Origin of the sequence: Serratia sp. BIGb0163 (assembly GCF_024809935.1) — a bacterium.
GTDB lineage: Bacteria > Pseudomonadota > Gammaproteobacteria > Enterobacterales > Enterobacteriaceae > Serratia > Serratia quinivorans.
Genome location: NZ_JANUDZ010000001.1, coordinates 738,139 through 763,199, shown reverse-complemented (window position 1 = coordinate 763,199; position 25,061 = coordinate 738,139). Strand labels below are relative to the sequence as shown.

Below are 25,061 nucleotides of genomic sequence, written 5' to 3'. Positions count from 1 at the left end.
ATGATTAACGTATTGATTATCGACGACGACCCGATGGTGGCGGAGTTAAACAAATACTACCTGAGCCAGGTGAGCGGCTTTCACTGCCTGGCGACGGTCGCCACCCTGGCACAGGCACGCGCACTGCTGGCCGACGCCGAAGTCAGTATCGATCTGGTGCTGCTGGATATCTATATGCAGCAGGAAAACGGACTGGACTTGCTGCCCGGCCTGCGCGAATTGGGTGAAAAAACCGACGTCATCATTATTTCTTCCGCCAGCGATGTGGATACGGTGCAACGCGCCCTGCATTACGGCGTGGTGGATTACCTGATCAAACCTTTCCAGTTTGGGCGTTTCAAAGAGGCGTTGAATAACTATCAGCAACAGTCGCAAATTCTGGCGCAGCGCGAATTCTCGCAGGGGGATGTGGACAGCCTGTTACGTCGCCAACCCGCCAGCACCGAAGGAAAAAAACTGCCGAAGGGGCTGACCAGCATCACGCTAAGTACGGTGTGTGAATGGATTGAGCAACAGCACGACGGGGAGTTTTCGACCGACAATCTGGCGAACGCCATCGGCATTTCACGCGTTTCCTGCCGAAAATATCTGATTTATTTGGCGGAAAGCGGCATTTTGGGCACCCGTATTCTCTACGGCACCACCGGCAGACCGGTCTATCTTTATCAGTTGAAGCAGGACGCGATCGCCCTGCTGAAAGAGTATTGCCGCTAGCCGATATCCCCCGGAGCAGACCGGGGGAGTCGCCGAGCATTATTTCGTTTTACGGATCAGACCAAAATCACGTAGTGCAACATACGGGTTCCAATATTCGCGGGCGCTGGCTATCTGCCCCTCATTGATGGTCACGATGGCGATAAACTGCTGATTATAATCGCCGCCGCTTTGTCTGATTTTACCGTCGCTGGTGTATTCAAATACATATACGCCTGGCTCAGCCGTCACGACTTTTTTCCAGCCTTTCCAGTCAGCGTATTTCAGATTACCCAGATATTCACTCATACCGGTAAAGTAGCGGGTCATGTTTTCACGCCCTTTGGAAGCCGTGGCAAAGAAGCCGAAGTCTTCTACCGGCGCATAAGGCAGTTCAAACACCCCCTGCGGCGTAAAGTATTTGGCCACGTTGGCCGGTTTTTCCGACCAGCCATTCAGGCTGCGCCAGTAAAATTCAGCGACGTCGTTAACGCTGTATCCCGGTTGCAGGTAATACAGCCCCTGCTTTTCGATAATATGATCGTTGGCCTGCGCGGACGCAGCCGCGCCCATCAGCCCCAGCAGGGCCGCTGAAAAGAGTCGTTTCATGTTATTGACCTTATTGAGGGTTACATACGAATAACGGCTTTAATGGTTTCACCGGATTGTGAGTCCGCCATCGCCTGGTTGATCTCATTCATGGCATAAAAACGGATAAGGCGATCGATCGGGAACCGCCCTTGCTGGAATAGCTGCGCCAGCATCGGGATAAACATCGCCGGTGCCGCATCGCCCATGATCGAGCCCTGCACCGTGCGGCCGCGAATAAAGTGCATAATGTCGAGCGGCAAAGATTCGCCCTCCGGCACCACGCCGGTCAGTACGCATTTGCCATTTTCCGCCAACACCCGCACCGCATCGGCCATGACGCCCGCGTTCCCGGCGGCTTCAACGCTGTAGTCCGCACCGCGTCCCTCGGTCAGTTGATTAAGCACTTCATCCACATTCGCCGTTTTCGGGTTGATCACCTCTGTAGCGCCCAACTCTTTGGCTAACGCCAGACGGTTCTCTTTAATATCCACCGCGACGATGTGGCCGCAACCCACCACCCGGGCTGCCATCACCGCCGCCAGGCCCACCGCGCCAAGACCAAAGACCACCAGCGTAGAACCCGCATGCGGCCGCAGAGTGTTCATCACGGCGCCCGCGCCGGTCATCAGTCCGCAGGCCAATGGCCCAAGGTATTCCAACGGGATCGCCTTATCGACAGGCACAATGCTGCTGACATTGACCACGGCATACTGCGCAAAAGAGGACTGACCGAAGAAATGGCTGTGTACATCGCCATTTTCATCATGCAGGCTGACCGAACCGTCGGTGCGCTGCGCCAGCCAGTTCAATGGCACATGTTGACGGCAATAGGTCGGCATGCCGATGCTACACTTGTCGCAGACGCCGCATGAGGCCAGCGACAGCACCACATGATCGCCGGGCGCCACCTTACTGACCCCGGCCCCGACCCGCACTACGACCCCGGCGCCTTCATGGCCGAGCACCACCGGCGCAGGCATCGATATAACGCCTTTGTGCGCGGCGATATCGGTATGGCACAGGCCGGTCGCGACCAGTTTTACCAACACCTCATCGGCGCGGGGTTCTCCAAGCTGTAACTGTTTGAGGGAGAATCCCTCCGTCGCTTTTTCACTGACTGCTGCTGTTATTTCCATGTCATCTCCCCGTTGTTTCGATGTGGGCAGTATAAGATGGGTTATTGGGTGTAAAAAGATGTCATACTCTGACTCACTGTTCTCAAATTAAGGACAATATGAATGCAGAAAGGCATCTTGAAGGACCTGAACGACCTCTATTATTTTGCCCAGGTCGCCCAGTACGGCGGGTTCTCCGCCGCCAGCCGGGCGCTGGATATACCAAAATCCAAACTGAGCGCCCGCGTGCTGGCGCTGGAGAATCGTCTTGGCGTGTTGCTGTTTCAGCGCACTACCCGACGGGTCAAGCTAACGGAGACCGGTTCTTTGTTGCTGCGCCATGCGCAGGCGGCAATCAATGAGGCCGAGATCGCCCAGGAGCTGATCGACCAAAGCCGGGCTGAACCTTCCGGCCTGGTGCGCGTAAGTTGCCCGAAACTGGCCGCCGATGTCCTGCTTTCCCCCTGTCTGCCGGCTTTTATGGCCGCCAACCCCGGTATTCAGGTGCAGCTGCTGGCGAACGATAACCGCTTCGACCCGGTGACCGACAAGATTGATGTGGCCCTACGTCTGCGCCAGCGCAAAGATATGAGTGAAGGCATGATTGCCCGTGAGCTGGGCCAAAGCGTGCGCATCCTGGTCGCCTCGCCGCAGTATCTGGCACAGCACCCGTCGCTGACCGATCCGCAGCAATTGAGCGAACATGCGCTATTAACCCTGGTCGACGTCAGCGAACAGCAAACCTGGGATCTGGAAGGCCCCGATGGGGAAAAACGCGCGGTGCGTGTGCGCCCGCGGCTGATGTGCAGCGAATGGGGGATCCTCCGCGGTGCGCTTTATCAACACCTGGGTATTGCGCTGCTGCCGGATATCACCTGCCATCAGGCATTGATGCAGGGTGAGCTGGTGCGTGTGTTGCCACAATGGGCCTGTGCGCCACTGATCATGCATGCCGTGTTCCCGACCCGGCGCGGTATGCTGCCTTCGGTACGCGCACTGGTGGATTTTTTGGCAATACAAGTACCGCCACTGCTGCTGAAAGGCGCGGTTAAATAGCACATCAACACCAGAATTTCTCTCCGCGTCAGGCCTCAACGATGATGTTTAAAGTCCGGGGAATTCATCCCCCGCCCCGGAGAGGGGCAAAGTTTGCCAGGCTGTTGTTTGTTTTTGCCACAGCGGTATTCGCCATACTGAGTTTTAAGCTGCTGCCGGTTCGCCTGCTCGGCGGCGGCATGCTGCCGTTCCAATTCAAGCGCCTTCTCATTGGCCGACGCCACGCCCTCGGCACTCCATACTTTATGTTTTAACCCGCTGCGCTTTTGCTGGTACTCCTCAGAGATTTTGTTATCCAACGGCTGTGCGGCATGGTATTGCCAGTCAACCGACGCCTGTAATGAGAAGCAAGACCACTGCGCCACGCAGGCAAGAAAAATCCGTTTCACTGATAGACTCCCGATATTAAATTCACCTGTTGACTCAAAAAACTATCTTCTGGCTATGGCACTCTTTCCGACTAAAAACAGCGGCACAGGTGTTGCCCGACATTCACGCGGTAACATGGCGGACTCCAGCGTTTTGCGTTCAAGGCGTATCGCGGCAAGCCGCGCCTGTTCCGAACGTAGTTGCTCTACGTACCACAGATGTTGCAACAGCCCGTTAAACCGTAACCGATAATCCACAGCGCTTTCCCCCGCCTCGAAGCCGGCGCGCTGAGCGTGCTTGTCGACAAACGAATAGCAACAAGAAGACGCCAACAGGGCGAGTGCCGCTGTCATCAAAGAGATCAATTTCAAAAGCAAAAACTCCATTAGTGCCAGAGGTCAGCAACCGTTGATAAGCAGCGGTTGTTCTTCACGCGGCAATGCCGATGGATGCGGTTCACTCGCGGCTGCAGCCTTGCCCCTCTGCCCTTTGCAGGCTTTACGCTGGGCCAGCGTATTGTCTTCGCTTTGCGTCGATAACAGAGGCCGCTGCTTCTCATTGCCCATCTCGTCCCACAAGCCATGAGCCACCTCTTTCAGTTTTTTGCGAAACAGCACCGAAGAGACGCCTTCATACTCCCGCTCATAACGCGTGGCGGAGGCCTGATGACACCAGGGCAACAATAAAAATATGAAAATGACGGGGATGCCTTTTTCCACAATAAACTCCTGTAATAAGGCCCATAATGGTGCTCATTCCCATTAAATAAAGAAATATATTCAGTGCCGTCAAAACAAACAATGCGAGGAAATAAAAACATTACCCAACAAACAATAAACCCTAATTAAACGAGTGCCATTGGACTTATAATTCGCAGTCAAAATATATTTAGTGAATTAACGATCCCACAATTTTGACCAGTCGATGGTTCCGCCGATACTCGGCCCACTCTCGTTCAGTACTGCAGAAGCTGACTCTCCGGCGCTGATGCGCTGCCTTTGCTCGCGGGTAGCGGGCTTTGGCTTCTCCCAGCCGGACCCTGAAGATGACAAACCGGGTTGAATTTGGCTGCAACCACTCAGCATAATTAATAGTGCCGGGATCCATTGGCGTAAGTTCATATATCCTCCTTTAAAATAAACGTTATCGTTAACCGCAGTAAATAAAAAATTACTTTTTTTAGTTTAATAACCCGTATTGAACCACGGGCAAAGCAAGTGCAACCTCATTTAATTTAAATAAGGCCGCTAATAATTTAACGTAAAATAAACCTATCCAGGGTGTCGGTAATAAATATCAATTCGTATATTGACGATATGGCGTGCGGGGCACGCCACCGGGTTAGCCTTCGTTATCCGGTTGCCAGGCCAGAAGATCGCCAGGCTGGCAGTCGAGGATCCGGCAGATTTTGTCTAACGTTTCCAGTCTGACGCCCTTCACCTTGCCGTTCTTCAGCAGGGACAGATTTTGCTCGGTGATCCCCACCTGTTCCGCCAGCTCCTTCGAACGCATCTTCCTTTTGGCCAACATGACATCAAGACTTACTATTATCGCCACTCTATTCTCACACGAAAGAAAGCTGTTCTTCATTCAGCCGCAACGCTTCCAGAAATACCCGGCTAAACACCAGGATTGCGCAGCCTACGATCAGCGAGCGTACCGACTCGCTGTTGACACCATAATAAATTATTAGCAGCATTTTTTCATTGGCCGTCAGTATCATCACTTGCAACATCCCGGCCAACGAGGGGAAGAGCACGTCGACAATCAGCAGGATGCCGATGATCTGCAACAGCAGCATATTGTTGCGGTGCCACACGTTGCCGCGATAGAACTGGTAAAACAGCCCGGCGCCGCACAACAGTGCGCTGTAATAAGGCACATAGGCGAACATATCCAACAACAGGGTTGCCACCAGGGCCCAGCGCTGCTTCGGAACGGCATAGGCGTTCAGTTCCGGGTAATAGTCGCGGTAGGACGCCACGATGCTGTTGAACGCCTCGCCCTGCACCCAGCCCTGGACAATCATAAACATCTCCACGCCGGTGCTGACAATCAGCATCGTCATGATCAACAAACACAAGCAACGTACATAAAGCGGAAGGTGTATCCGTGGCACAGCGCCCATAACGAGTTCATCCATAAAAACAGCAATAAGTTATCGTAAAACGATAATTTATTGCTGTCAACGATCAACTGGACTGATGAGCTGTTGGGTGACAGGCGTAAAAAAGGCCGGAAGCCCGGCCCTTTTTCAATGCTCGACGGATTTAGACCAGCTCAACCACATCAAACTTAACTTCACCGCTGAGGTCGGCTTCGTAATCAACACCTTGCAGACCAAAACCGAACAGACGCAGGAACTCGGCCTTATAGCCCAGGTAATCGGTCAGTTCGTTGATGTTGTTATCGTTGATCTGTGCCCAGATTTCACGGCAGGTGTTCTGCACGTCGTCGCGTAGTTCCCAGTCGTCCAGACGCAGACGGTGCTTTTCATCGGTATCCGGTGCAGTGCCGCTGTACAGCTTGGTGGCGAACAGACGTTGGATCTGCTCGATACAGCCTTCGTGGATCCCCTGCGCCTTCATGATTTTGAAGACGATGGAGATATACAGTGGCATTACCGGGATAGCGGAGGAAGCCTGAGTCACCACCGACTTCAGCACGGCAACGTAAGCCGCGCCGCCTTTGGCCTTCAGTTTCTGATCGATGGCCAGAGCCGCGCGATCCAAATCTTCTTTGGCCTTGCCCAGCGTACCGTGCCAGTAGATTGGCCAGGTCAGATCTGTACCGATGTAGGAGTAAGCCACTGCCTGCACGTTGTCCGCCAGCACGCCGGCTTCTTCCAGTGCGTCCATCCACAGCTGCCAGTCCTGGCCACCCATCACCTTGACGGTATCAGCAATTTCTTGCTCGTTGGCCGGTTCAACCACGGCTTCAACCAGCACGTCTTTGTTGGTATCGAGCGCCACGGATTTGTACGGTTCGCCGATAGGTTTCAGCGCGGAGCGCACTACTTCACCGGTTTCCGGCATTTTACGCACTGGCGAAGCCAGCGAGTAAACCACCATGTCGATCTGGCCCAGATCCTGTTTAATCAGGTCGATAACCGTTTGGCGGCATTCGTTGGAGAACGCATCGCCGTTAACGCTTTTCGCGTACAGGCCTTCTTCTTTAGCTGCCTTGTCAAAACCAGCAGAGTTGTACCAGCCGGCAGAACCGGTTTTGGCTTCGCTGCCCGGCTTTTCAAAAAATACGCCGATGGTGGCTGCACCGCTGCCGAATGCGGCATTGATACGTGACGCCAGGCCGTAACCGGTGGAAGCACCGATCACCAGCACTTTTTTCGGGCCGTTTTTCAGTTCGCCACGTGACTTAACGTAGGCAATTTGCTCACGGACATTGGCTTCACAACCTGCCGGATGAGCGGTAGTGCAGATAAAACCACGAATTTTAGGTTTGATAATCATAGTAATTTTTTCTTGGTAGCTAAAAACCGAAGGACAATATACCTGATTTTCACAATATACTTAAGCTGGGTGCGTGGCAGAATCGCAACAAGTGCAGTGAACAGACCAGTTGTGCCAGTGAAAATCTTGTTACTGCGACAGGAACATGGGGATAGAAGCGAGAAACCCAGGGGGAGTTTTCAAGGCCAGGCGGTTGTACGCCCAGCCCGATAAAACCACTCAGGCTTTATTCTTTTCCAACTGCTCAATCAACGTATAACGCAGTGAAGAAGCGTCGGCCGGCGGGTTTTCCACCTGCGTCACCTGCACTTTCAGGCGGTAGTTGTAGCCCGGTTCAAAAGTAAAACCTTCAATCCCGGTATAGAACAATCCCCACGGCTCTTGCGCGGAATGACGCACCTGCATGCACTTCATTGGGGCAACGCCCGTACAATTTACCAGCGCGTTGTTCACCAACAACACTTCCGTATGGTTTCCGTCTTTATTCACGGGCTGACTCACTGTCGTTCCCTCCTGGCTGCAGCCGGCCAGACCGGCCAGGGCAACAAATAACAACGCTTTGATTTTCAATGTAATGCACCATTAAGTCTTTAGGTGCGGTGATAGTAACAAAGCTACGGCTGCTGGGGCCAGCGGCGTGTTCCGAATTTGGGGTAAATGGACCTGCCAGCAGAAACAATCAAGGCAATAAAGTACAAAATCGGACCCGCTATTGATTGCTCAAGCGGCTCGTTAAGACAAAAATAACGGCAGTCGTTATCGTACACTCAACACCGATTAATGATGGCGGGTCATGGTGAACTCTTCATGTAGCGGAATTTTACTCTCACCATGCCCCGTCAGCATTATCACCAGAAGGCCGGGAGCCAATGATGTCAACTGAAACCCATAAGCAAAACAAGCCGTCAAAACCCAAACCGCGGACCGTAATAGCGGAGAAAAAAGAATCTCATTCCATGTACCAACATCAAAAAAGGTTCCACTCTTTCCCTGTATAAGTAGCCCAATATTAGAGGGTGGCAATGCAGAGAGATAAAGTAGGGTTGCCGACCGTGGTGGAATAAGCAGGTAATAATTAGATTGCTATCTTTTCCTTCTCAGATAAAGCCAATTCGGTGTTAATTCACCATTTGCTAACCACAACTTCTGGGTCTAAGTTTATGAAACCAATAATCCTAAAGGGGTTTTCCATGCGTTTACTTTCTTGCCTTTTCATCGCGAGTTCGATGGCTTTATTGTCGGGCTGTGCCAGCCAGCCGCAGGTGACCAGTGATTATGACCACAGCGCCAACTTCAGCCAATACCATACCTACGGTTTTGCTCCAGAGGCTGCAGGGCAATATCAAACCCTGACGGGTAAATACATTCAGACCGCGATTAAACAGCAGATGGAACAGCGCGGTTATAAGCCAAGCGCGACACCAGATCTGTTGGTCTACAGCAGCGCAATGAAACAAAACAAAGTGCAAGTGAACGATTCACCCGCACCGGTTGGCCGCTGGGGCTATGCCGGCTGGGGGGGTTATAATCAAACCGTTTGGAGCTATACCGAAGGCACCCTGACGGTCGACTTGGTAGACAGTAAGAAGAAACAGTTGGTTTGGCGCGGAACCGCCAGTAATACGTTGAACTCAGATGGTACACCGGCCAGCCAAACCCAAATTCAACAGGCGGTGACCGCGCTGTTTGCCACCTACTCTTTCCAGGCCGGCCCTGCAAGTCGCTGATTGCTTTGCATTGACCAGAGCGGCAGCCCTATTTCGGTAAATAGGGCTTAATGCAGCTTATAAATTCAGGATCTTTACCCATAAAAAGCGCTGTGCTCTCTGGTCGTCTTGCCAGCACATGGATTTACTTCATTCCGCTACTGCTGTTATTTTGAAAAATGCTTCAAGACTGCGCTTTTGAGTTCCACCTTCAGTGAAGTTATCGGGTGCAAGCCAACCTGATAGAGCCCTGTCTACCATTGGCCATTCTATATCGATAACAGATAACCAGTCCGTATCGCGGTTACGTTGTTTACGAGTCATCGCCTGACGAAAACGCCCTTCAAACGAGAATCCCAGCCTTTCAGCAGCCTTTCTGGATGCCACATTCAGTGAATCACAACGCCATGCAACCCGACGGTAGCCCAAAGAAAAGCTATTTTTAAGCAGCAGGTGAATGGCCTCTGTACCCATGGTGGTTCGTTGCATCAACGGTGACCAGGTAACATGGCCTATTTCTAGTGCGCCGTTAACTGGATCAATGCAGCTATAGCAGACCACACCAACCGGGCGGCCACTTTTCATCTCCGTCACGGCCCAGGCAACCAGACTACTGTCGTTAATTTTATTTTTAATCCAAAGCATCATTTCTTGCAGACAGGCAGGTTTCTCTGCACCAAGCCAGGTCCAGTCTCGATCATCTGTTGCTAATGAAAATGCATCGAAAAGCGCTTCGCAATGACCGATTTCAAGCGGCGAAAGTTTGCAGTGCTGCCCGTTTAACTCGCCCAATTGCGGAAAGGATGCGGGCTGCCATTCAGGCAAGGGAAAGCCTACAGATTGACCATATTTATTCGTATTCAACGAGCATTCACCTTCAGCAAAAGTCTGTTATGACCAGCATACAGGACGCCGTACAAACCCAACAATAGACTTAAATAAAAAGGAAAGAGAGTACGTGATGCAGTGAGCGGCCGAATATCGAGGTTCTATTTAATCTAATAAATACTTTAAAATCAAACACACAAAAAAAGACCGAATACGATTCCTGTTCCCGCACCATATAATTTAATTCATTAAATATCATACAGTTAAAACAAAAATCGATTAAAGCTCACCCAAGAAAGCATGCTAAAACACGTCAAAATAATCAAACACATATCATTTTTTTCGGGGGTGCTCGGAAAAAATTCGAAAGGGATTTTCGTCAAATGCACCCCAGAATTCAGCTTTTACACCGCCGGGCATAACTATTTTTTCTCACGGACCAAAGCGGCAGCATCCCGCAACACTCCCTTGTAAAGCGTGTTGCCGACAACCTTTCGCTTTCCTTCAAGAATCCCAGCAATATTTGCACGGTTAACCTCCATGTCATGTGCGATCAGATCAATCACTGCCGCACCAATCTCGTTAGCTATGAACACTGCATTTTCTTCGTCCTGCTGCATACCCGCCTCCGACCAATTTATGAAAAGACTACCATGTAAACCTAATCAACTGGCACAAGTCCGTGATTAAACGATCGTTTTCAGCGATCAATTATGCACAAATTGATCGGCGATACCCATTTGAACAATGTTGTTATATGCCTGTAAAGTCATTGCAGCATAAATTTTCGCAAGGGGGCCTTTGTGAACATGACATTTTGCAAGGTATGCGGACTCTGGATTGATGATAAATCCGCATGGGAAAATGGTGAGCCTGGTTATTGTGATAAATGCAAACCTGCATCGCCATTGAAAAAAACAATAAGCAGTATTTTTAAACTCTCCCGCGCCATATTCATTGGACGGAAAAAGAAAGCATAAACGCTCACCGACACCAGGGAGCCTAAAATTACCCGCGATAATTCGCGGGTTTTTATTATGCAGTTCGCATCCAGCCGCGCAAATGTACATAGGCGTTTGTCACATTAAAACTCTGCCCACCGCCAGTGGAGTTGATGACATCATTAGCCTCTGAACCTTCACTTGGGTCGACGCTATAGCGGCTTGACCACCCACCATCAAGTGACGTATTTGAATGGTAGGCTTTGAGGTTATGGGAATGTGGCGGCATGTGCTCCACTCCCAGGGTAACGCTATTGCTGCCCCCGGTACCCAGGGCGTCGTACCCAAGGCTAAGCACTCGACCATCGTACGCGCCGGTCATGTCTTGCCACGCCGTGCCGGGATATAAGCCGTTGGGGTCACTGTCATTTCCCATCAGCATGAAATAGCCAACGGGGAACGGACATCGACTGTTAACCCAATTCTGAGTAGCGAATTCTCCCGCCTTACCACTGCGCAAACCGCCGGTCTGTGTGTCAAACTCCCAGATGTTTTCCATGCCGCTATCGCCCAATGCATGGATGACAGGATGGGCATGCATATCTTCACCGGGCATCAGATAGCCGTAGCTTATCGCAGTCGGCCAGCCTTTATCCTTCCGGGTCGACGTCCCTTTAGCAATTGGCACAAAAATCCCGCCAGAAGTTACCGGCCATTGCCAGTTAGGCTGGAAGAACGGGGCCTGGTTACTCAATTGTTCAGAGTAGGTTCCAGAGCCAACAGGTGTAGCGTCTGGGGTGCTAGCAAAGTTAGGAGCGATAATCTGACCGGTACAGGTGCCCCCCGTTAACGGTAAAGCCCCAGTATCCTGCGCAGTGGGTTTATATGCCGTGGTGTATACGCGGTTCCATTTGATACCGTTCGCGGGAATGCTTGAAGAACCTACCCACGCAGCACCGGCATTACTGACAGCGACATAGGCTGTCGATGGGCCACCGTCGCATGGCAAACTAACGACACCGGCAACACCTGTTGTAGGGGCGTTTGCGGAGGTATTATTAACGCGATAAATTTCACCAATGTTGTTATAGGCATCGTCTTTATGGTTTGCACCTCGCCCCAAACCAAAGGCACCAACCGCCATGACATTGCCAGCAGCAGTTCCCACATCGGCATCAGCAGCAGTACCCAGTTTTACGTTTCCACTAGCATCTGGGCCATGTGAGTTAACGGTTCGAACCAACCCGATCTCTGTTGTCGGATTTAATATAATAAACCGCTCTTGCTCAGAGTTGAAAACGGTAACGAACGGACTTTTAGCAACAATATCCCCCGCCTGAAGCGCAGTGTTATTCCCCTTCACCAATGGGTAAGTGCCGACTACCTTACCGGAAATAGTCACCTGCATAGTTGCAGCGCTGGTATTGGTAACCGTTGGCGTGATGATTAGTGGCGTATTTAATTGCCAGTCCGTAGATTCGTTATTGAAAAACGACGAAGCCAACGATATAGCCAGGGCATTCGCTGTGCCACCAGCCTTAGCCGCCGTATAGTCCCCTGCCTGCAACTCCTCTATCTGAACAAACTGCTGCTCAGATCCTCGTGTAGCAAAATTTGCAATCACGTCATTCAGTGACCAGCCTTTGGCCGATGTTCCTTCCTGGGCTCGTAATACGGTCAATGTATCTTGGCTTACCGACATTAGATGGCATATTTCAAAAACAGTTTGCTGGCTATCAGTCAACGTTAGTTTTGCATAAATTCCGTGCGGGCTGTTTGGGGCCGATATGTCAGTTGTTAGCAAACTGGCAAACTTATCGCCGCCACCAGGCATTACCGCAAATGAGGTTTGCGTTGCTGTGATATCCGAAGCAAGCGCGGACACCACATTATTACCGAATCCTATAATCATTGTTCAATTACCATCACGTTGAATGAGTAAATAAAAGGGAGATTAACCAACCCCTGCTCTATCGCCGTTTTCAAAAAGTTGCCGATACCATCGCCATAATCTGGAATAGACAATTCAAATACACCCTTGCTGCTCGTTACGCTCATATCGAATGTGTTCTGAATTTTTGGGTCAACACCTGCCTTTCCGTGTATAAATCGAGAAAGGCGACGTTTAAGCCATGGTGTAGAGAATTGGAAACCATCACCTTTATAAAAATTCCATGTGAGAATTCGTTTAAAGTACTCATCAGGTAAGTACTGTGTTTGTCCAGGTCGATAACTCTTTAGCCTGGCGTAAGGGACCGTATTATATTCAACGCTGTTGTAAGTCCCCTTCGCGACACTTCCTTCTGATATTTTCAAATACGGCCTTGTAACGCCATAGATGCCAGCCGCTATCCAGTCCAGAAGATAACCATTGATTTTCTCTCCCGGCCAGTACGGTAATGTAAGGGTGTTAAATGCCGTGAGGTAGTCTTGTGCCATTTTATTGTATGAAGTGAAAAACGCTACAATATTGGGGTCATCGTTATACTGAACAAATGGATATGCCGGTATTATTTTATCAACTATTGTTTCCATATTGCTGTACCGTCACATGTGATGAGTCTGTAGTGAAATAACTATACTCGCCGCCATATACAAGCCCCGTACCTGGTGCGGGCGGAACAATTACACCATTAATACCAATGCTGATTTCAATCAACGACACTTGCGATGGGTTGATAAGCGGAGAGATTGCTGACAGGAAGATGGACTCTACCTGATACGTATTTATGGGCTCACCGATAGGTATCCCATTGATGTACTCCACTAACTGCGCCGTCGTGGCCGAAGACACACTATCCGGGTCAAGCAACTCAGTTACCCGAATGTTCCACGTCAGGATAAGCGTCACCATCTGCGATGTCGGCAGGATGATCGGTATGCTGTATTGGTCTGGGTAATCGGTGATGGTTACAGTGATGCTGTCGGGTTTATTCCCCTCACCGTCGACAACGTCCGCCGTCAGTACGGAAATATCCGGGATCGCCTGGTAGACAGCCAAACCAACGTCGTTAGGATCTCCCCCGCCAACAATCAACGCCCATTTGCCAGCACTGATATTTCGATAGGAAATAAGATTACTTTTAACTCCTGGTACTTTTTGCAATAACGTTCGCAAAAACGTGGGAACCCCTTGCGCAGTGGACATGCCGGACTGCATAACCTGTGCACGATACGACGACTCTGGTTGCTTATCTTCGCCGGCAACACCCGTAGTAACGTTCGTACAAGTCAACGTAATCGAACTGGGGACTGAGGTAATGATTTGGGTCACGGAAGCTTCAGGAACGGCCCATGACCCCGGCGTGGTTGCCAGGCAGTAGACTGGCGCTGTCTGGCCCCCGTTGGGAACGATGGTATTGTTCTGTACTGCATATTGGTAGTTGCCGTCAGAAACGATAAATCCCTTCGGAATGACGAAGCCAGGTAACCCCATGAAGGTGACGTTTACAGAGGTATTGGAGCCTTGCCCCTGCGTTACACCATAGATATTCCCCAGTTGCATCAGCATCGGTACGTTGGCACCGTATGGCGTCACCGAGTTGATAGTATCCACCATGGCGCTATCGATAAGAGCTACAGCACCAGTAGCCGTACTTGCCAAGTCGGTGATAAGCCCTGCGGGGAGATTAGCCGTATAACCGGGAACAATGGCAGAAACGTTTGTAATAAGATTCGACAAAAGTGTTTTTGGTGGTGTGGGTTGTGCGCCGGATTGCGTGACCACTATTGGTAAGTCTGCCATATTATCTCCATAAAAAAACCGCGACATATGCGCGGCCTTTGAGTAACTATTGCTTATCGAGTTAGTGAATCATTAAATAGTGTTCGACTGTAATCATCACATGATTCTTTATCAAACTTAGTATGACTCATGAAATAATCGACAATACCATCAATAGACACATTTGAACCTTTGACCTTTATCGATGTTTTTTCCCAATCAATACCGCCTAGTAATTCAGATGCTTTTTTTGTATACCCTTCCCCTACCAAAACACAGGCCTTAGACATATCATCTAAAGCTACATTATCGCTTCCCATTCGCATCAATAGCTGTTTCTGCTGTGCAGTTAATTCATTACCACTTTGGCATGTAAATGTCACCATAAAACCAAGCAATGAAAACACAGTCAATATAAGCTTCTTCATAACGCCCCCAACTAAGAAACCAATCGGTTATATATAACTTCACCACACCGATTATAAACAACAAGACCTTTATCATGTTTTAATAACACATGCTTATCATCACTGCTAAATTCATAGTCAAAGCTTGGCACCCAAGCCGGAACTATCGAAAACACAATATGCAATTCATTCAAATCAAACAACACCAACTTCCCTGAGTCAACACTAACGCCCATAGCGAACTTTACCAACAGGTATCGGTGTGAGTGAGAGATAAAATCCACCATTGGGATTTCGAGGAAAGTATGCTTAAAAACAGAACCAGTCCCATTCTTAATAACAACCTTGGTTTCAACGCGACTGCCATTCCTTGTCGTTTCAATGGAAAAACTCATGCACTGACCTCTGATAAAAGTAAAATCATTGCATTCTCGCTTATTTCCGTCTCATTTTGAATGATGATGCTTAAACCACTTCAAATTGCAATGTCGCCCCGGTACGTTACCCCGTTGAGGAATACAGCCTGTACGTTGTACGTCGGTTTCTTTGCGCCCTCAACCTTGGTAATCGACAGCGATGCAAAGTAACCGGTGAACTGCTGCTGGGTGACGTTCACGTAATAATCTGGGTAAACCTGCGTAACAATGGATTGCTGCGCCGGTATGCCATACTGGGCGTAGAACGGCGATTCTCCCAGGCCAAGTTTCAGCGTCTGAATCAGCGTGGTTAGCCAGCCATAGGAGAAATCACCATCTGCATCAGATTCCACGACAACCCATTTTTGTTTACCGTTCCCATCAGGAACCCTACCCCAAGTCCTCATTTCGGTTTACTCGTTGTTATGGTGCTGCCGCCGGATTGCACGCCCACGACATCGTGAGTGTGATTAACAAGGCTGATTCCAGAGGCGGTGACGTCCAATTCAATAGTGACAGGGCCAATCATCGACGCTGTCGTGTCTCCGCCGCCACCCGAGTTTTGCTGCGTTATTGGCCCATCAAAAAACATCATCCCTTTCAGCGTTACTTTTTCTGCCTGAGCCGTTACCGCTCCGGTCTCTGCTACTACCGATGCATCACCCTTCGCTGTTTTTAATACTGCGCCATCTGGCCCGTAGAGAACCAGTTTATCTGGATCCTCATCAGACCACTTTGAGTTAGCGATTGGCACGAAAAATAACGGGGTCAGCGACGGGGATAATGAAAGGCTTGCGATTCCCGTACCTAAACCAGACACTCCGCGCAACGATACATCAGCCGGCACAGTAACCCCTTTATCTCCGACCTGTATCGGATACCGGACATAAGCAAACGTAGCGATCGGTATGGTTATCTGTGGGTACTGCACTCCATCTGGCAAAATGTCGAACTGCACTGTGACAATCTGCCCCTTAACAGCGACAACATGGCAAGGAAGTGCACGACCGCGTATGGCCGCGTTATCCTCTGCAATAGTGCTCACCATGTTCGCCATTGCTCTTGCAAAGGGAAACTTCTGTGAATCACTCATTTTTCATTGTACCTGCGCAATGGCTTCGTAAATGGTTACCCAGGCATTACTGCTATCGGGGGATAGATACTGACCTACATGGCGAACAGAAGTGATGAGAAACTTGCCGGAGAAATTCACAGTGTTTCTGAGCATAGAATAAGATTGCTCAGAATTTACCGACAGGATTGAGGTCGGACCGGAAATTATATTCTCAGGTAATTCAACAACGTCGCCACAGTGAAGATCTGCCCTCAGTGGGCATTTGAATGACATACTCACCACACCCAACCATGTAGGCTGACCAATCAGTTCTTGCGGGAGGATTTTGATCCCACCGCCCTCACCAGCGGTGATGTTGTCAAATACGCGGATCATCCCATTTTGCATGACTATCTGAACGCCGCTATAGCTGTCAGACCGAATCATGCTAAATGACTGGCCTCGAATTACAGCCGCTAACTGCCCCATTCGGTGGTATACAGCAGGCCAATCCTCCGGTAGCACCAGCAGATCACTAATCTCAATATTAATAGTCGAATTAGGAAAACTAGCGGTGAGTGCTCGCCTTAGCACATCACTGATCTTCTCTCCCTTTTTTCCATCCAGAGTTATGCTGAATCCCTGACCATTACCGTTCAATAATGGACTGGGGTTAACGATAAAATTCAGAGACTGCTCTGTGCCGATCCAGTTCGCATAAGGGTTGTATACCAGGCCGCTGATAATCGGTAATGGTCCCGATTGAGCGGCATTAGCCAGCGGTAAGCCTTTAGAAAACCCGGCGTACAAATTCACCTGATAGCCGCTAAGCTGCACACTTTGGCTCAGCATTGTGATCGGTAAACCATAGATAGCAATTGCTGTACCACTGCTAATGACGTCATAGCCAGCAATAAGTGCATCGAAAGCTATATGAAGGCCATAACCAGGTCGATCCGAAGTATCAAATGGACCTATTGGCGTTCCATCACGAGCAAAGGCAGGACGTCCATCCTTATCTGTAATTTCTAATCGGTAATATCTCATCCTATACGGCCTCAAACTGACGGCTACTGGCTCGATACACCAGTGAACCGGGGGCGTATGGCAACGCCAAATTTATGTCGTAATCATCCGGCGATTCGATAAGGGGAATATAAACAGCCGTATTCCCCTGACCATCAGCCAATTTCAGGTAGTAACGATTGGCGTATAGGTTGTACGGCACTGTAGCGAAAAGATTCACGCCACCAACAGTTGCCTGGAATGAAAACGGCGCTTGTCCGTTCGGCTTAAATGGAATGATTGTCGTCATAATGGCGGAGGTCCTGCTATTTGGGTCCCATTGGCGCTCCAACCAAGACCACCCGATGCAGGCATACCTGAGTCAAACTTGTTCATCAGGTTACCGAGAGTGGCTTCAAGCTGGGATATGGTTAATAGCGGTTGCTCAAACTCAAACATCCACGAATGCTGAACCTGCTTGTTCTGCTCCGAAAACCCGGAATTATCAATCACAGAACGCAGCAGGCACCCGGTATAGATAAACGCTGGGGTCAACACGGTGTAACTTCCGCCGCTCTGATTGTGCTTATCCAGCGCCATTTTCAACGCTGTAAACGTCAGAGATTTAGTGGCATATCCGCCGTCCGTGGTGGATACCGGTCGCAACATCTGCATCATGACCCTGTTGGGCCGATTCACCACCGCATTAGCAGCCGTAGCCTGGTTATAGAAATTTAGGTTCCCTATATCCTGCTGAATCAGCGTAGTGCCGGCCATTGGCATAAAGTGCGCTGTCGGCCCATTACCAATCTCACCATGCAGTAAGCCATTAGCAATACTCAATCCTTCCGTGATTGCAGCTATGGGCAACGTACCACCAGGAACCTCTGTGGCCAGCCCATCAACCAACATAATCGGAGAGATTTCGAACGCCAATTGAAAGGCTTTACCGAAATAGTTCAGTCCCATTATCACCTCGGAGGTATATAAACACCACGCACCTGAGCACTAATGTCAGAGCCTGGCATTTGGTTTATATCGAGCTTGATAGTGGCGCGAGCATCATCTGGAGAACGGGCAAGCTGGTCGCGTGCTGCACTCAATTGCCCTATGATACCAGGATGTTGCTCTAATCCACCTTGCACTTGCGGAAGGATTTTCATGAGGTATTTTACGGTTTCCTTTCTCAGGCTGAGATTACCGTCGTTATCAATCTTCCCGCCATTATATTGCGTAAGGGTTTTCGCAATATCCCCCTTATAACGCCGCATATTGTCTTGGAGATATCTGGCTGCTGCAAAAGTTGATTTATTGGGATCATAGCGCTCCCCCTCAGTTAAACCATAGGCTTTAGCTGTCTGAGGAATGAACTGGAATAAACCGGCAGCGAAAGTACCATCTTTTAGCATGGGGCCTTTCGCCAAAGGATTCCAAGACGACTCGGTTTCAGCTATAGCTGACATTAATCCTCTCGGCAATTGAGCCTTATCATTCATTTGCTCAACAAAATCCTGAACATTACCTTTCAATCCGCTTGGCATTTGATATTTACTATGAGCAGCATCTTCTGAAAAAATACCGGTATATTTGTTGGTCAGGGGATTGGCCCCAGGAAGTTGCCCATCCAAATATTTGTCACCAAAATTAACCAAGCTGCTATCAGCTTTATCTTTCCCGGTGCCTGCACCAGATAAATTAACGTTTCCGGTAATCCATAGAACCGCATCACGCAACGCAAGCACTATTGCCTTCACTGCTCGCCCAAACTCGGTGAGGTCTTTTTGAAACTGATCACTCCCAAGCCAGGTTGCCAACTTCTCAAGCCCTCGGGCTACTGTTTCAAAAAGAGCCTTTCCATTCTCGCCCCGAATAAATTTTTCCAGCCCTGAAGTAATGGAATCGGAGAATTTAGTAATTGAAGGCGAAAGCTTACCCAAGGCAGTAAGAAACGTATTTCCAATCCTATCAGCGTTATAGGACAGGTTTGAGTACGCTCGCTGTAAGGCTTCCTGCGTACCACCGCCAATTCCTGAATCTAGGTGCTGTGAACGTTCGGCATACTGCTGATTAAGTAGTGGGAGATAGCCACTATTCGCCTTGATCTGATTCATCGTTTCCGTGCCGACAAATCCTAGTCCCATATTACTCAACACCGTTTGTACCGCACCAGTGCCTTTATACTGTTTTGACAACTCATCAAGCTTTGTCAGTAGTTTTGGCAAGTTTGCATTAACACCATCCGTAGGGTTTACCCCCAAAGCCATCAGCCCTTTATAGGCGGGATTCTTCGGGTCGTTCTGTACTTCGGCCAGCGTTTGCATAATGCTGTCTGTACCGGAGATACGGGTACCGTAGACATTCTTCGCCGCCTGCAACTGCCCTGTGGTTACCCCCAACCCCTGCGAATCACGGTATTGGCCTGTTGCCTGACGAGCCATCAGGCCGTAACCAAACGGTCCCGCCACGCTCAACGCCAACAGTTTTGTCCCCCACGACAAAGTTGTGGAAAAAAGCCCCTTCAGCTTAGTCGTAGTGGTTCCCAGCGTTCGGTTAATAAGGCCAAACGTTTTTAAAGTTCCCTGGGCATTTTTATTCAACCGCTTAAGGAATTTTTCAAAACCGCTTTCTTCAACACCTTTCGGCTTCGGCGTTGTAGGTTTAACTCCCCCGGAAGTAATAAATCGCCCATTATCATCCCGCTGACGCTGAGCGGGTAGAGTGCCTTTCTGCTGACTAGGGGGAGAGTCATTTGCACCTGGAATGGTTTTCTGTGGTGGAGGGGCATTAACAGTAAACCCGCCAGGTCCCGCTCCAAATGCCGCTTTGAATTTTTCCGTGATCTCCTGCAACTGGCGGATCTTCTCTTCATCGATATCCAGCGTCAGTACAGGTAATTGGTTTCCGGCCATTAAAGCCCCCCGGGTGGTTTGCACTTCAGCAGCTCACGCAACTGAGCTGCTGTTTTCAGATTTAACGGCGTGTCGATAAATAATTCGCGGAAACCTATACCGGCACAATAGTCGAGGATGTCGCTGACGAGGTGCTCGCCGTCTCGCCAGAATTGGCGGGTGGCTTCGATGTCGCCAACGAATCGATCCAGGCCATAAGGCTCAATGATGTGGTTGCACTGTTCCACAGACCACTCACGACCTCCATTAACGTCCTTGCCTGATCTGGTTTGTTTATCGCAGAGACGCATGTAAAAAAAACGAGTTCGCCGATCATTTCATCCAGCTCTACAACGCCCTTTTCCAACGCCACATCGAGGGGCTTGGTATCCCAACCTTTCCCATCAACCGGATAAACCAAGTTGGAAAGGCGAATGATTTCGCCCACCAGCGTATTACGGATACCATCTGCGCCTTCCCATACACCGGCATCAGTCGCGATTTTTTCCAGCATCATGTAAGCGATACGCGGCCCGACGACGGTTCCTAACCCTTCGGTGAAAATGGCAGCAAAAGTTTTGCTGAGGATCAGGAAATGTTCTTTATAGATTTCCTTGGAAATGGGAGTTGAATGGATGTAAGCCGTGCCGGTCTCCGTTTCCACCGGCACGATAAGGTTCATAGCACGCGAAATTTTCATCAAAGTTCCCACATATCCGAGTTGACGTAATAAGTACCGGTCAGCGTAATAACAACGCCAGGATCTCCGCCGGCAAAAGTCATATCGCCGACAGAGGTGATCGCCGTGTTGGTCATATCGAACTCACCAAACACACTGCTGTCGGTGTATAGGCGTACATCCCCCACGATGCCGTTCACTTCCCATTGTTTTTTATACTGTGTAGCGAGCGCCTGGCTGCGCAACAGGTGAATTTTCGCCTGAGCCAGTATGTAGGGTTGCGGAGACTGAACGACACCCGTCATGGCCTGTAGCGGCTCGACAATGTTGCCCTGGAATGAAATCTCCACCCCTTCTTTCGCAAGGTAGGAAGCAGACACATTCAGCTCAGGGTGATCGGTAAATTTGGCACTGGCCCGGATGCGGTTGAGAACACCGGGACTGATCATTGGATTCGGCACGGTTCAGCTCCTTTAAGCCAATTGCATGGTGACGTTGATGTTGAAGGTAATTTCGGTAAACCCTCGCATTGGGGTATACGTCGCTGAAAGCCCGGCATAACGACCAATTTTGTAATCGTTCGGGTTGTCTTTGGTATAGGTCTTAAACGAAATGGCGTTAACCACAGGGGAACCGTTTACCAGGCCGTACGATGTGCCAGTATTGAAGACGCCCTGCGCCACCAGTTGTAGACGGTCGATACCATCCTGATCGTAATAAAGTGGGTTGATGGGGTTGTTGCTGCCGTTGATCACGGCGTTAGCCAGCATCATGTCGACGTTAATCTGTACCCAGTCCACGGAGTACCAATAGGACATATCATTACCGTCACTGGTCACCCCCTTAATGAGAATGGTATTGGCAATGCCGCCTTCTGCCCCGGTTCCGACGTAGTTGATATTTTGCTTCGTCATAGTGGCGAGGATGGACGCCTTGGCCTTATTCGCATTCACGGCTTGCAGGAAGCGGAATGCCATTGGCGGCACTTTATTGATCTCTGATGGTGACGCAGAGACTAAATTCCACATCACTGATGCGGCGGCGTTCGTTGTCGGGTAAGTGTCATCGTTCACCGCAACCACCGACTTGATATTGTCGTACGGCGTGAGGTAATTGCTGTCCGTCGGCTCTTTTGTCAACACGAAGAAATATTGCTTGGCCTCATTCGCTGTATACAGCTTCGTCAACGTGATGAAGTCCGGATCCTGATCCCATGCCGCCGGTACCAGATACGCATAAAACGCCTTGAGTGGCTCTTCCATGTAAGTTTTCAGCGCGGCCACTTCATCCTTGACCTTGCCGTCGAGATACCCCAACTCCAGTAGGTACGTGCCTACTGAGTTACCCTGCGCAAAGAAGGTATTTACCGCCGTGACCAAATCGTCACTGCCTTCAATGGCAAAGGTCCCGAGCGTTGTCGGCTCTCCAGACAGATCCTCAAGGGAAACCCATGTGAGCGTGTCAGGTGCCGTTAGCGTTGCCGTGTAGACACCGTTCCACTTGGCCGGCGAACAACCAATGACTGTTATTTCGATTTCGCTGCCAATCTCCCGATCGATAGCAACGCCATCAGGCAACGTCAGCGTCACATCCGCCCCAAATGATGCAGCTTCGGCCTTCAGTGAACCAATAGCGTTCTTAACCAGATCAGTGATTTCAGAGTTTTGAGTAATCAGTACCGGCACACCTAGCTTCTGTAGCGTGGACCCGACAGAAATGATGGCGGACATCTGTTGCAAATTGGACGGTGTAGCACCGATGGTCTGCGAGACGTTAACCGTAACAATGTTGTAAGCCATTATTCGACCTCGTAATTAAAGATGACTTCTTTGATAAGCTGTCTGGAAATATCGCGCGTCGTCGCCTGGTAGTAATTGACGTCAAAGTCGATGAATTTTTGTTTCGCCAGCGCGGTGATCTCAACCTGGTTGGCTTTACCGTCAGTGACTACCGGCAGGTTGGTAATACCAAAATGTTCATCCTCCAACGCGGAGGACACTACGTAATCGAGATAGGCCAACACATCGGCATTACTCATGCCGTATAGCGTGACTCGCACACGGTCCTGCACATGCTGCCAGCGAGCCGTGGCATTCATGAGCGGGGCCATTTGGAGCGGTTGGGTATCTCGCACATCAGCGACGATATACGGGGGTTTCAAGTTCGCCGGGGAAAGGAATGACGGGTAAACCGTTGCGAATTTTTTCAACGCCAGCCAGATCGGCGTGCTGTTGGAAAGAATCAGTTCGTCAGAAACATCATCAGGGCTGTCGATGATCTGTGTCCGCATCGTTGGCAATATCGCCGTTCCCCGATAATGGTAGATCCCCGCCTGGGTATACCGACTGTCCATTCGCGAGAATGCGAACTGCGTGCCGGCATACTCCCCCAGATAAATGGAGTCAGGGTTTTCGGCGTTAAAATCGTCTATCTTTTCCGTTGGCGTGAAAATAATGCTGTTCACCGCGCGGGAAAGCGTTTCAGACTGCTCGGTAACCACCTGACGGTGTAAGCTGCCATTGATCGCCACCGTGTGCAGGCTGTCGATCTCCAGACGCGCCAGCTCATCCTTGTTTATGATTTCCGCATTCACCCAGTACACGAAACCGTCCAGCGGCAAGACTTGCTTTACGTAGAGACGAAAAGTGATTTGCTGGCTGGATGAGATGGTTTCGACGGCGGACTGGAGGACTGCGGAGAGTTGAGTGCCGGTATTTTCGGCAATTTCGTCAAGACTCGGCATCGTTGTCTATCCACGCGATAAATGATGATTTGAAGAGACCGCCATCAATAAATGATGGACGCCGCTCACCACGTTCTACTTTCAGACGAGAATTCCGCCCCTCCAGTGCGGCATGGGTCGGAACCTTATCGACAGCCAGCCCAGCCATTTCCTCCCGTTCGAGAAAGATGTTAAATGACCGCATCGTTTCCCCCAGCAGTTCCCCACTGGTGAGTGGTGCACCATGCTGGATGTGGTTGATGATGGAATAGGCCAGGGCCTCCCCAACCTCCGGCAATATGGTGTCCTGATGTTCTTCCCAGAAGTGAGTGAACAACTGATAATTATCCTGCAGGGCTTCAGCGACTTCATACGTGGTTGCAGAGGTGTCGCCATAGTCATATGGCATGTCGACAACCCCCAGGCAAACTTTCATGGCGTATACCCCCAGAGCGGCCCCATTTCCATCAACACGGCGACAACCTGCCGGCCATAGGGATCTTGCATCATCATCAGGTCTGCTAACGTCAGATTGCTCATGGCATCGCTGATAACCGTCGATCCCGATGTTCCCTGATCCGCTGCCGCGGTCATCAACCCATTCACTTTTTTCCCGATGCCGATTTTTGTGCGCATATCGGTAAAGTAGGTACTGGGTGGTGTATCAATGGCATGGTTCAGCAGCAGTGAGCCACCCGCGTTGTATACGGTGGCGGTATGGATGGTTGGTAGCTGGCACAATCCCATCCCGACGTTCACGATCTCAAGCGCTGCGTTGTAGCAGCATTTTAGCGTTGGGTTGTCGTTGGCGATGGCGGCGAACGGAACGCCCATCACGCCACGAACGAAGATGAGAAATCCCTCAAACGTCGGGCGCAAAGTGGTCATTATTTTTGTACCTTCACCGTTTTGTTCAGTTTTGGCGGGTTATCCTGCTCAACGTTAACGGCCTCGCCAACGATTTCGATCTGCACTTCACCGGGTTTAGGCACCTGACCGCTCTGGAGAACTGCGTTGTCGACCGCGTTGCTCATTGAAATAGCGTTCGCCTCCAGGATGGACTGGGACATATCGTCAAGATTTTCAATTTTCTGTTCCGCATTATCTTCGATTCGGCCCACTGTAACCGGCTTGTCGATGGCGTAGCAGATACCGGAAAACGTGTTATCCACTTTATCGCAACGCTGGAAACCATAAGGCTCATGCTGATTGATAATGTGGTGAATCACATCTGACTGGTTTTCGATCACATGCTGGCCACCGGCTCGGATCGTGACGCCAAATGATTGTGATTTTTCCGGTAATTTGTAATTGAAGTTATGTGCCTGACGCGAGCAGTTAGCGATAAAAAGTTTCATGAATTTTCCTCAAAAAAATGGGGAGTGTTTTCTCCCCAA

At 50.1% G+C, this 25,061-nt stretch carries 34 protein-coding genes; 4 read left to right on the top strand and 30 right to left on the bottom strand.

The window, feature by feature from the left end:
- Complete coding sequence (gene dcuR / locus M2406_RS03745) at positions 1 to 714, top strand: two-component system response regulator DcuR (protein ID WP_012006382.1); 714 nt, start codon at positions 1 to 3, stop codon at positions 712 to 714.
- A 39-nt stretch (positions 715 to 753) separates the two neighbouring features.
- Here dcuR and M2406_RS03740 read toward each other — a convergent pair whose 3' ends face one another.
- Both M2406_RS03740 and M2406_RS03735 read right to left on the bottom strand, forming a co-directional pair.
- Entirely contained in the window at positions 754 to 1,302 is a 549-nt protein-coding gene (locus M2406_RS03740) for a nuclear transport factor 2 family protein (RefSeq protein ID WP_012006381.1), read from the bottom strand.
- A 20-nt stretch (positions 1,303 to 1,322) separates the two neighbouring features.
- Positions 1,323 to 2,420: an NAD(P)-dependent alcohol dehydrogenase gene (locus M2406_RS03735; RefSeq protein ID WP_115182612.1), complete on the bottom strand. Its 1,098-nt coding sequence runs from the start codon at positions 2,418 to 2,420 to the stop codon at positions 1,323 to 1,325.
- Positions 2,421 to 2,522: 102 nt separating this feature from the next.
- Between M2406_RS03735 and M2406_RS03730 the strand changes: the two genes are divergently transcribed.
- On the top strand, positions 2,523 to 3,455 hold the full coding sequence (locus M2406_RS03730) for a LysR family transcriptional regulator (RefSeq protein ID WP_112363298.1): 933 nt from the start codon (positions 2,523 to 2,525) through the stop codon (positions 3,453 to 3,455).
- Positions 3,456 to 3,490: 35 nt separating this feature from the next.
- On the opposite strand, the gene M2406_RS03725 is transcribed toward M2406_RS03730, so the two are convergent.
- The 8 genes from M2406_RS03725 to M2406_RS03690 all read right to left on the bottom strand — a co-directional run bounded on the left by M2406_RS03725 (position 3,491) and on the right by M2406_RS03690 (position 7,864).
- Entirely contained in the window at positions 3,491 to 3,844 is a 354-nt protein-coding gene (locus M2406_RS03725; protein WP_259188776.1) for a hypothetical protein, read from the bottom strand.
- Positions 3,845 to 3,886: 42 nt separating this feature from the next.
- Complete coding sequence (locus tag M2406_RS03720) at positions 3,887 to 4,177, bottom strand: hypothetical protein (RefSeq protein ID WP_259188775.1); 291 nt, start codon at positions 4,175 to 4,177, stop codon at positions 3,887 to 3,889.
- A gap of 45 nt (positions 4,178 to 4,222) precedes the next feature.
- On the bottom strand, positions 4,223 to 4,543 hold the full coding sequence (locus M2406_RS03715; RefSeq protein ID WP_012006376.1) for a hypothetical protein: 321 nt from the start codon (positions 4,541 to 4,543) through the stop codon (positions 4,223 to 4,225).
- A gap of 177 nt (positions 4,544 to 4,720) precedes the next feature.
- Positions 4,721 to 4,945: a hypothetical protein gene (locus tag M2406_RS03710; protein WP_259188774.1), complete on the bottom strand. Its 225-nt coding sequence runs from the start codon at positions 4,943 to 4,945 to the stop codon at positions 4,721 to 4,723.
- Positions 4,946 to 5,165: 220 nt separating this feature from the next.
- On the bottom strand, positions 5,166 to 5,381 hold the full coding sequence (locus M2406_RS03705) for a helix-turn-helix transcriptional regulator (protein WP_026142313.1): 216 nt from the start codon (positions 5,379 to 5,381) through the stop codon (positions 5,166 to 5,168).
- Positions 5,382 to 5,388: 7 nt separating this feature from the next.
- Entirely contained in the window at positions 5,389 to 5,952 is a 564-nt protein-coding gene (locus M2406_RS03700) for a DUF2975 domain-containing protein (RefSeq protein ID WP_017892454.1), read from the bottom strand.
- Between the two features lie 142 nt (positions 5,953 to 6,094).
- On the bottom strand, positions 6,095 to 7,294 hold the full coding sequence (gene fabV / locus M2406_RS03695) for an enoyl-ACP reductase FabV (protein ID WP_012006373.1): 1,200 nt from the start codon (positions 7,292 to 7,294) through the stop codon (positions 6,095 to 6,097).
- Positions 7,295 to 7,513: 219 nt separating this feature from the next.
- Complete coding sequence (locus M2406_RS03690) at positions 7,514 to 7,864, bottom strand: DUF4377 domain-containing protein (protein ID WP_259188773.1); 351 nt, start codon at positions 7,862 to 7,864, stop codon at positions 7,514 to 7,516.
- Positions 7,865 to 8,520: 656 nt separating this feature from the next.
- On the opposite strand from M2406_RS03690, the gene M2406_RS03685 reads away from it, so the two are divergent.
- Positions 8,521 to 9,021, top strand: coding sequence for a DUF4136 domain-containing protein (locus M2406_RS03685; protein WP_259188772.1), 501 nt, complete (start codon positions 8,521 to 8,523; stop codon positions 9,019 to 9,021).
- A 129-nt stretch (positions 9,022 to 9,150) separates the two neighbouring features.
- Here M2406_RS03685 and M2406_RS03680 read toward each other — a convergent pair whose 3' ends face one another.
- Positions 9,151 to 9,864 carry a GNAT family N-acetyltransferase gene (locus M2406_RS03680; protein ID WP_259188771.1) on the bottom strand — a complete coding sequence of 238 codons (714 nt, stop codon included), beginning with the start codon at positions 9,862 to 9,864 and terminating at the stop codon, positions 9,151 to 9,153.
- A gap of 386 nt (positions 9,865 to 10,250) precedes the next feature.
- Complete coding sequence (locus tag M2406_RS03675) at positions 10,251 to 10,448, bottom strand: hypothetical protein (RefSeq protein ID WP_259188770.1); 198 nt, start codon at positions 10,446 to 10,448, stop codon at positions 10,251 to 10,253.
- A gap of 183 nt (positions 10,449 to 10,631) precedes the next feature.
- On the opposite strand from M2406_RS03675, the gene M2406_RS03670 reads away from it, so the two are divergent.
- Positions 10,632 to 10,808 carry a hypothetical protein gene (locus M2406_RS03670; RefSeq protein WP_259188769.1) on the top strand — a complete coding sequence of 59 codons (177 nt, stop codon included), beginning with the start codon at positions 10,632 to 10,634 and terminating at the stop codon, positions 10,806 to 10,808.
- A 55-nt stretch (positions 10,809 to 10,863) separates the two neighbouring features.
- Here the strand turns inward: M2406_RS03670 and M2406_RS03665 are convergent, their stop codons facing one another.
- The 18 genes from M2406_RS03665 to M2406_RS03580 all read right to left on the bottom strand — a co-directional run bounded on the left by M2406_RS03665 (position 10,864) and on the right by M2406_RS03580 (position 25,022).
- The gene (locus M2406_RS03665) at positions 10,864 to 12,681 is read right to left on the bottom strand and encodes a hypothetical protein (RefSeq protein ID WP_259188768.1); all 1,818 of its coding nucleotides are present in this window, start codon (positions 12,679 to 12,681) and stop codon (positions 10,864 to 10,866) included.
- Complete coding sequence (locus tag M2406_RS03660; RefSeq protein WP_259188767.1) at positions 12,678 to 13,304, bottom strand: hypothetical protein; 627 nt, start codon at positions 13,302 to 13,304, stop codon at positions 12,678 to 12,680. Before M2406_RS03660 ends, M2406_RS03665 begins: the two co-directional genes overlap by 4 nt.
- Positions 13,288 to 14,514 (bottom strand): baseplate J/gp47 family protein, encoded by a 1,227-nt coding sequence (locus M2406_RS03655; RefSeq protein ID WP_259188766.1) that lies wholly within the window; start codon positions 14,512 to 14,514, stop codon positions 13,288 to 13,290. The genes M2406_RS03660 and M2406_RS03655 overlap by 17 nt, the downstream gene beginning before the upstream one ends.
- 53 nt (positions 14,515 to 14,567) lie before the next feature.
- Entirely contained in the window at positions 14,568 to 14,921 is a 354-nt protein-coding gene (locus M2406_RS03650) for a hypothetical protein (protein WP_259188765.1), read from the bottom strand.
- A gap of 11 nt (positions 14,922 to 14,932) precedes the next feature.
- Positions 14,933 to 15,295 (bottom strand): hypothetical protein, encoded by a 363-nt coding sequence (locus tag M2406_RS03645; RefSeq protein WP_259188764.1) that lies wholly within the window; start codon positions 15,293 to 15,295, stop codon positions 14,933 to 14,935.
- 80 nt (positions 15,296 to 15,375) lie between these two features.
- The gene (locus M2406_RS03640) at positions 15,376 to 15,723 is read right to left on the bottom strand and encodes a hypothetical protein (protein WP_310473589.1); all 348 of its coding nucleotides are present in this window, start codon (positions 15,721 to 15,723) and stop codon (positions 15,376 to 15,378) included.
- Positions 15,720 to 16,409 (bottom strand): phage baseplate protein, encoded by a 690-nt coding sequence (locus tag M2406_RS03635; RefSeq protein WP_259188762.1) that lies wholly within the window; start codon positions 16,407 to 16,409, stop codon positions 15,720 to 15,722. Before M2406_RS03635 ends, M2406_RS03640 begins: the two co-directional genes overlap by 4 nt.
- A 3-nt stretch (positions 16,410 to 16,412) precedes the next feature.
- Positions 16,413 to 17,417: a hypothetical protein gene (locus tag M2406_RS03630; protein WP_259188761.1), complete on the bottom strand. Its 1,005-nt coding sequence runs from the start codon at positions 17,415 to 17,417 to the stop codon at positions 16,413 to 16,415.
- 1 nt (position 17,418) lies between these two features.
- On the bottom strand, positions 17,419 to 17,685 hold the full coding sequence (locus tag M2406_RS03625) for a hypothetical protein (RefSeq protein WP_259188760.1): 267 nt from the start codon (positions 17,683 to 17,685) through the stop codon (positions 17,419 to 17,421).
- The gene (locus M2406_RS03620) at positions 17,682 to 18,344 is read right to left on the bottom strand and encodes a hypothetical protein (RefSeq protein WP_259188757.1); all 663 of its coding nucleotides are present in this window, start codon (positions 18,342 to 18,344) and stop codon (positions 17,682 to 17,684) included. Before M2406_RS03620 ends, M2406_RS03625 begins: the two co-directional genes overlap by 4 nt.
- 2 nt (positions 18,345 to 18,346) lie before the next feature.
- On the bottom strand, positions 18,347 to 20,284 hold the full coding sequence (locus M2406_RS03615) for a transglycosylase SLT domain-containing protein (RefSeq protein WP_259188756.1): 1,938 nt from the start codon (positions 20,282 to 20,284) through the stop codon (positions 18,347 to 18,349).
- Positions 20,285 to 20,378: 94 nt separating this feature from the next.
- Entirely contained in the window at positions 20,379 to 20,963 is a 585-nt protein-coding gene (locus M2406_RS03610) for a hypothetical protein (protein ID WP_259188755.1), read from the bottom strand.
- A complete protein-coding gene (locus tag M2406_RS03605; RefSeq protein WP_259189929.1) occupies positions 20,963 to 21,391 on the bottom strand; it encodes a hypothetical protein in 429 nt (142 codons plus the stop codon). Before M2406_RS03605 ends, M2406_RS03610 begins: the two co-directional genes overlap by 1 nt.
- 24 nt (positions 21,392 to 21,415) lie before the next feature.
- Positions 21,416 to 22,741, bottom strand: a complete 1,326-nt coding sequence (locus tag M2406_RS03600; protein WP_259188754.1) for a hypothetical protein — start codon at positions 22,739 to 22,741, stop codon at positions 21,416 to 21,418.
- Positions 22,741 to 23,685, bottom strand: coding sequence for a hypothetical protein (locus tag M2406_RS03595; RefSeq protein ID WP_259188753.1), 945 nt, complete (start codon positions 23,683 to 23,685; stop codon positions 22,741 to 22,743). Before M2406_RS03595 ends, M2406_RS03600 begins: the two co-directional genes overlap by 1 nt.
- The gene (locus M2406_RS03590) at positions 23,672 to 24,100 is read right to left on the bottom strand and encodes a hypothetical protein (protein ID WP_259188751.1); all 429 of its coding nucleotides are present in this window, start codon (positions 24,098 to 24,100) and stop codon (positions 23,672 to 23,674) included. Before M2406_RS03590 ends, M2406_RS03595 begins: the two co-directional genes overlap by 14 nt.
- The gene (locus M2406_RS03585; protein WP_259188749.1) at positions 24,097 to 24,552 is read right to left on the bottom strand and encodes a hypothetical protein; all 456 of its coding nucleotides are present in this window, start codon (positions 24,550 to 24,552) and stop codon (positions 24,097 to 24,099) included. The genes M2406_RS03590 and M2406_RS03585 overlap by 4 nt, the downstream gene beginning before the upstream one ends.
- Positions 24,552 to 25,022, bottom strand: coding sequence for a hypothetical protein (locus M2406_RS03580; protein ID WP_259188748.1), 471 nt, complete (start codon positions 25,020 to 25,022; stop codon positions 24,552 to 24,554). Before M2406_RS03580 ends, M2406_RS03585 begins: the two co-directional genes overlap by 1 nt.
- Between the last annotated feature and the right edge of the window lie 39 nt (positions 25,023 to 25,061).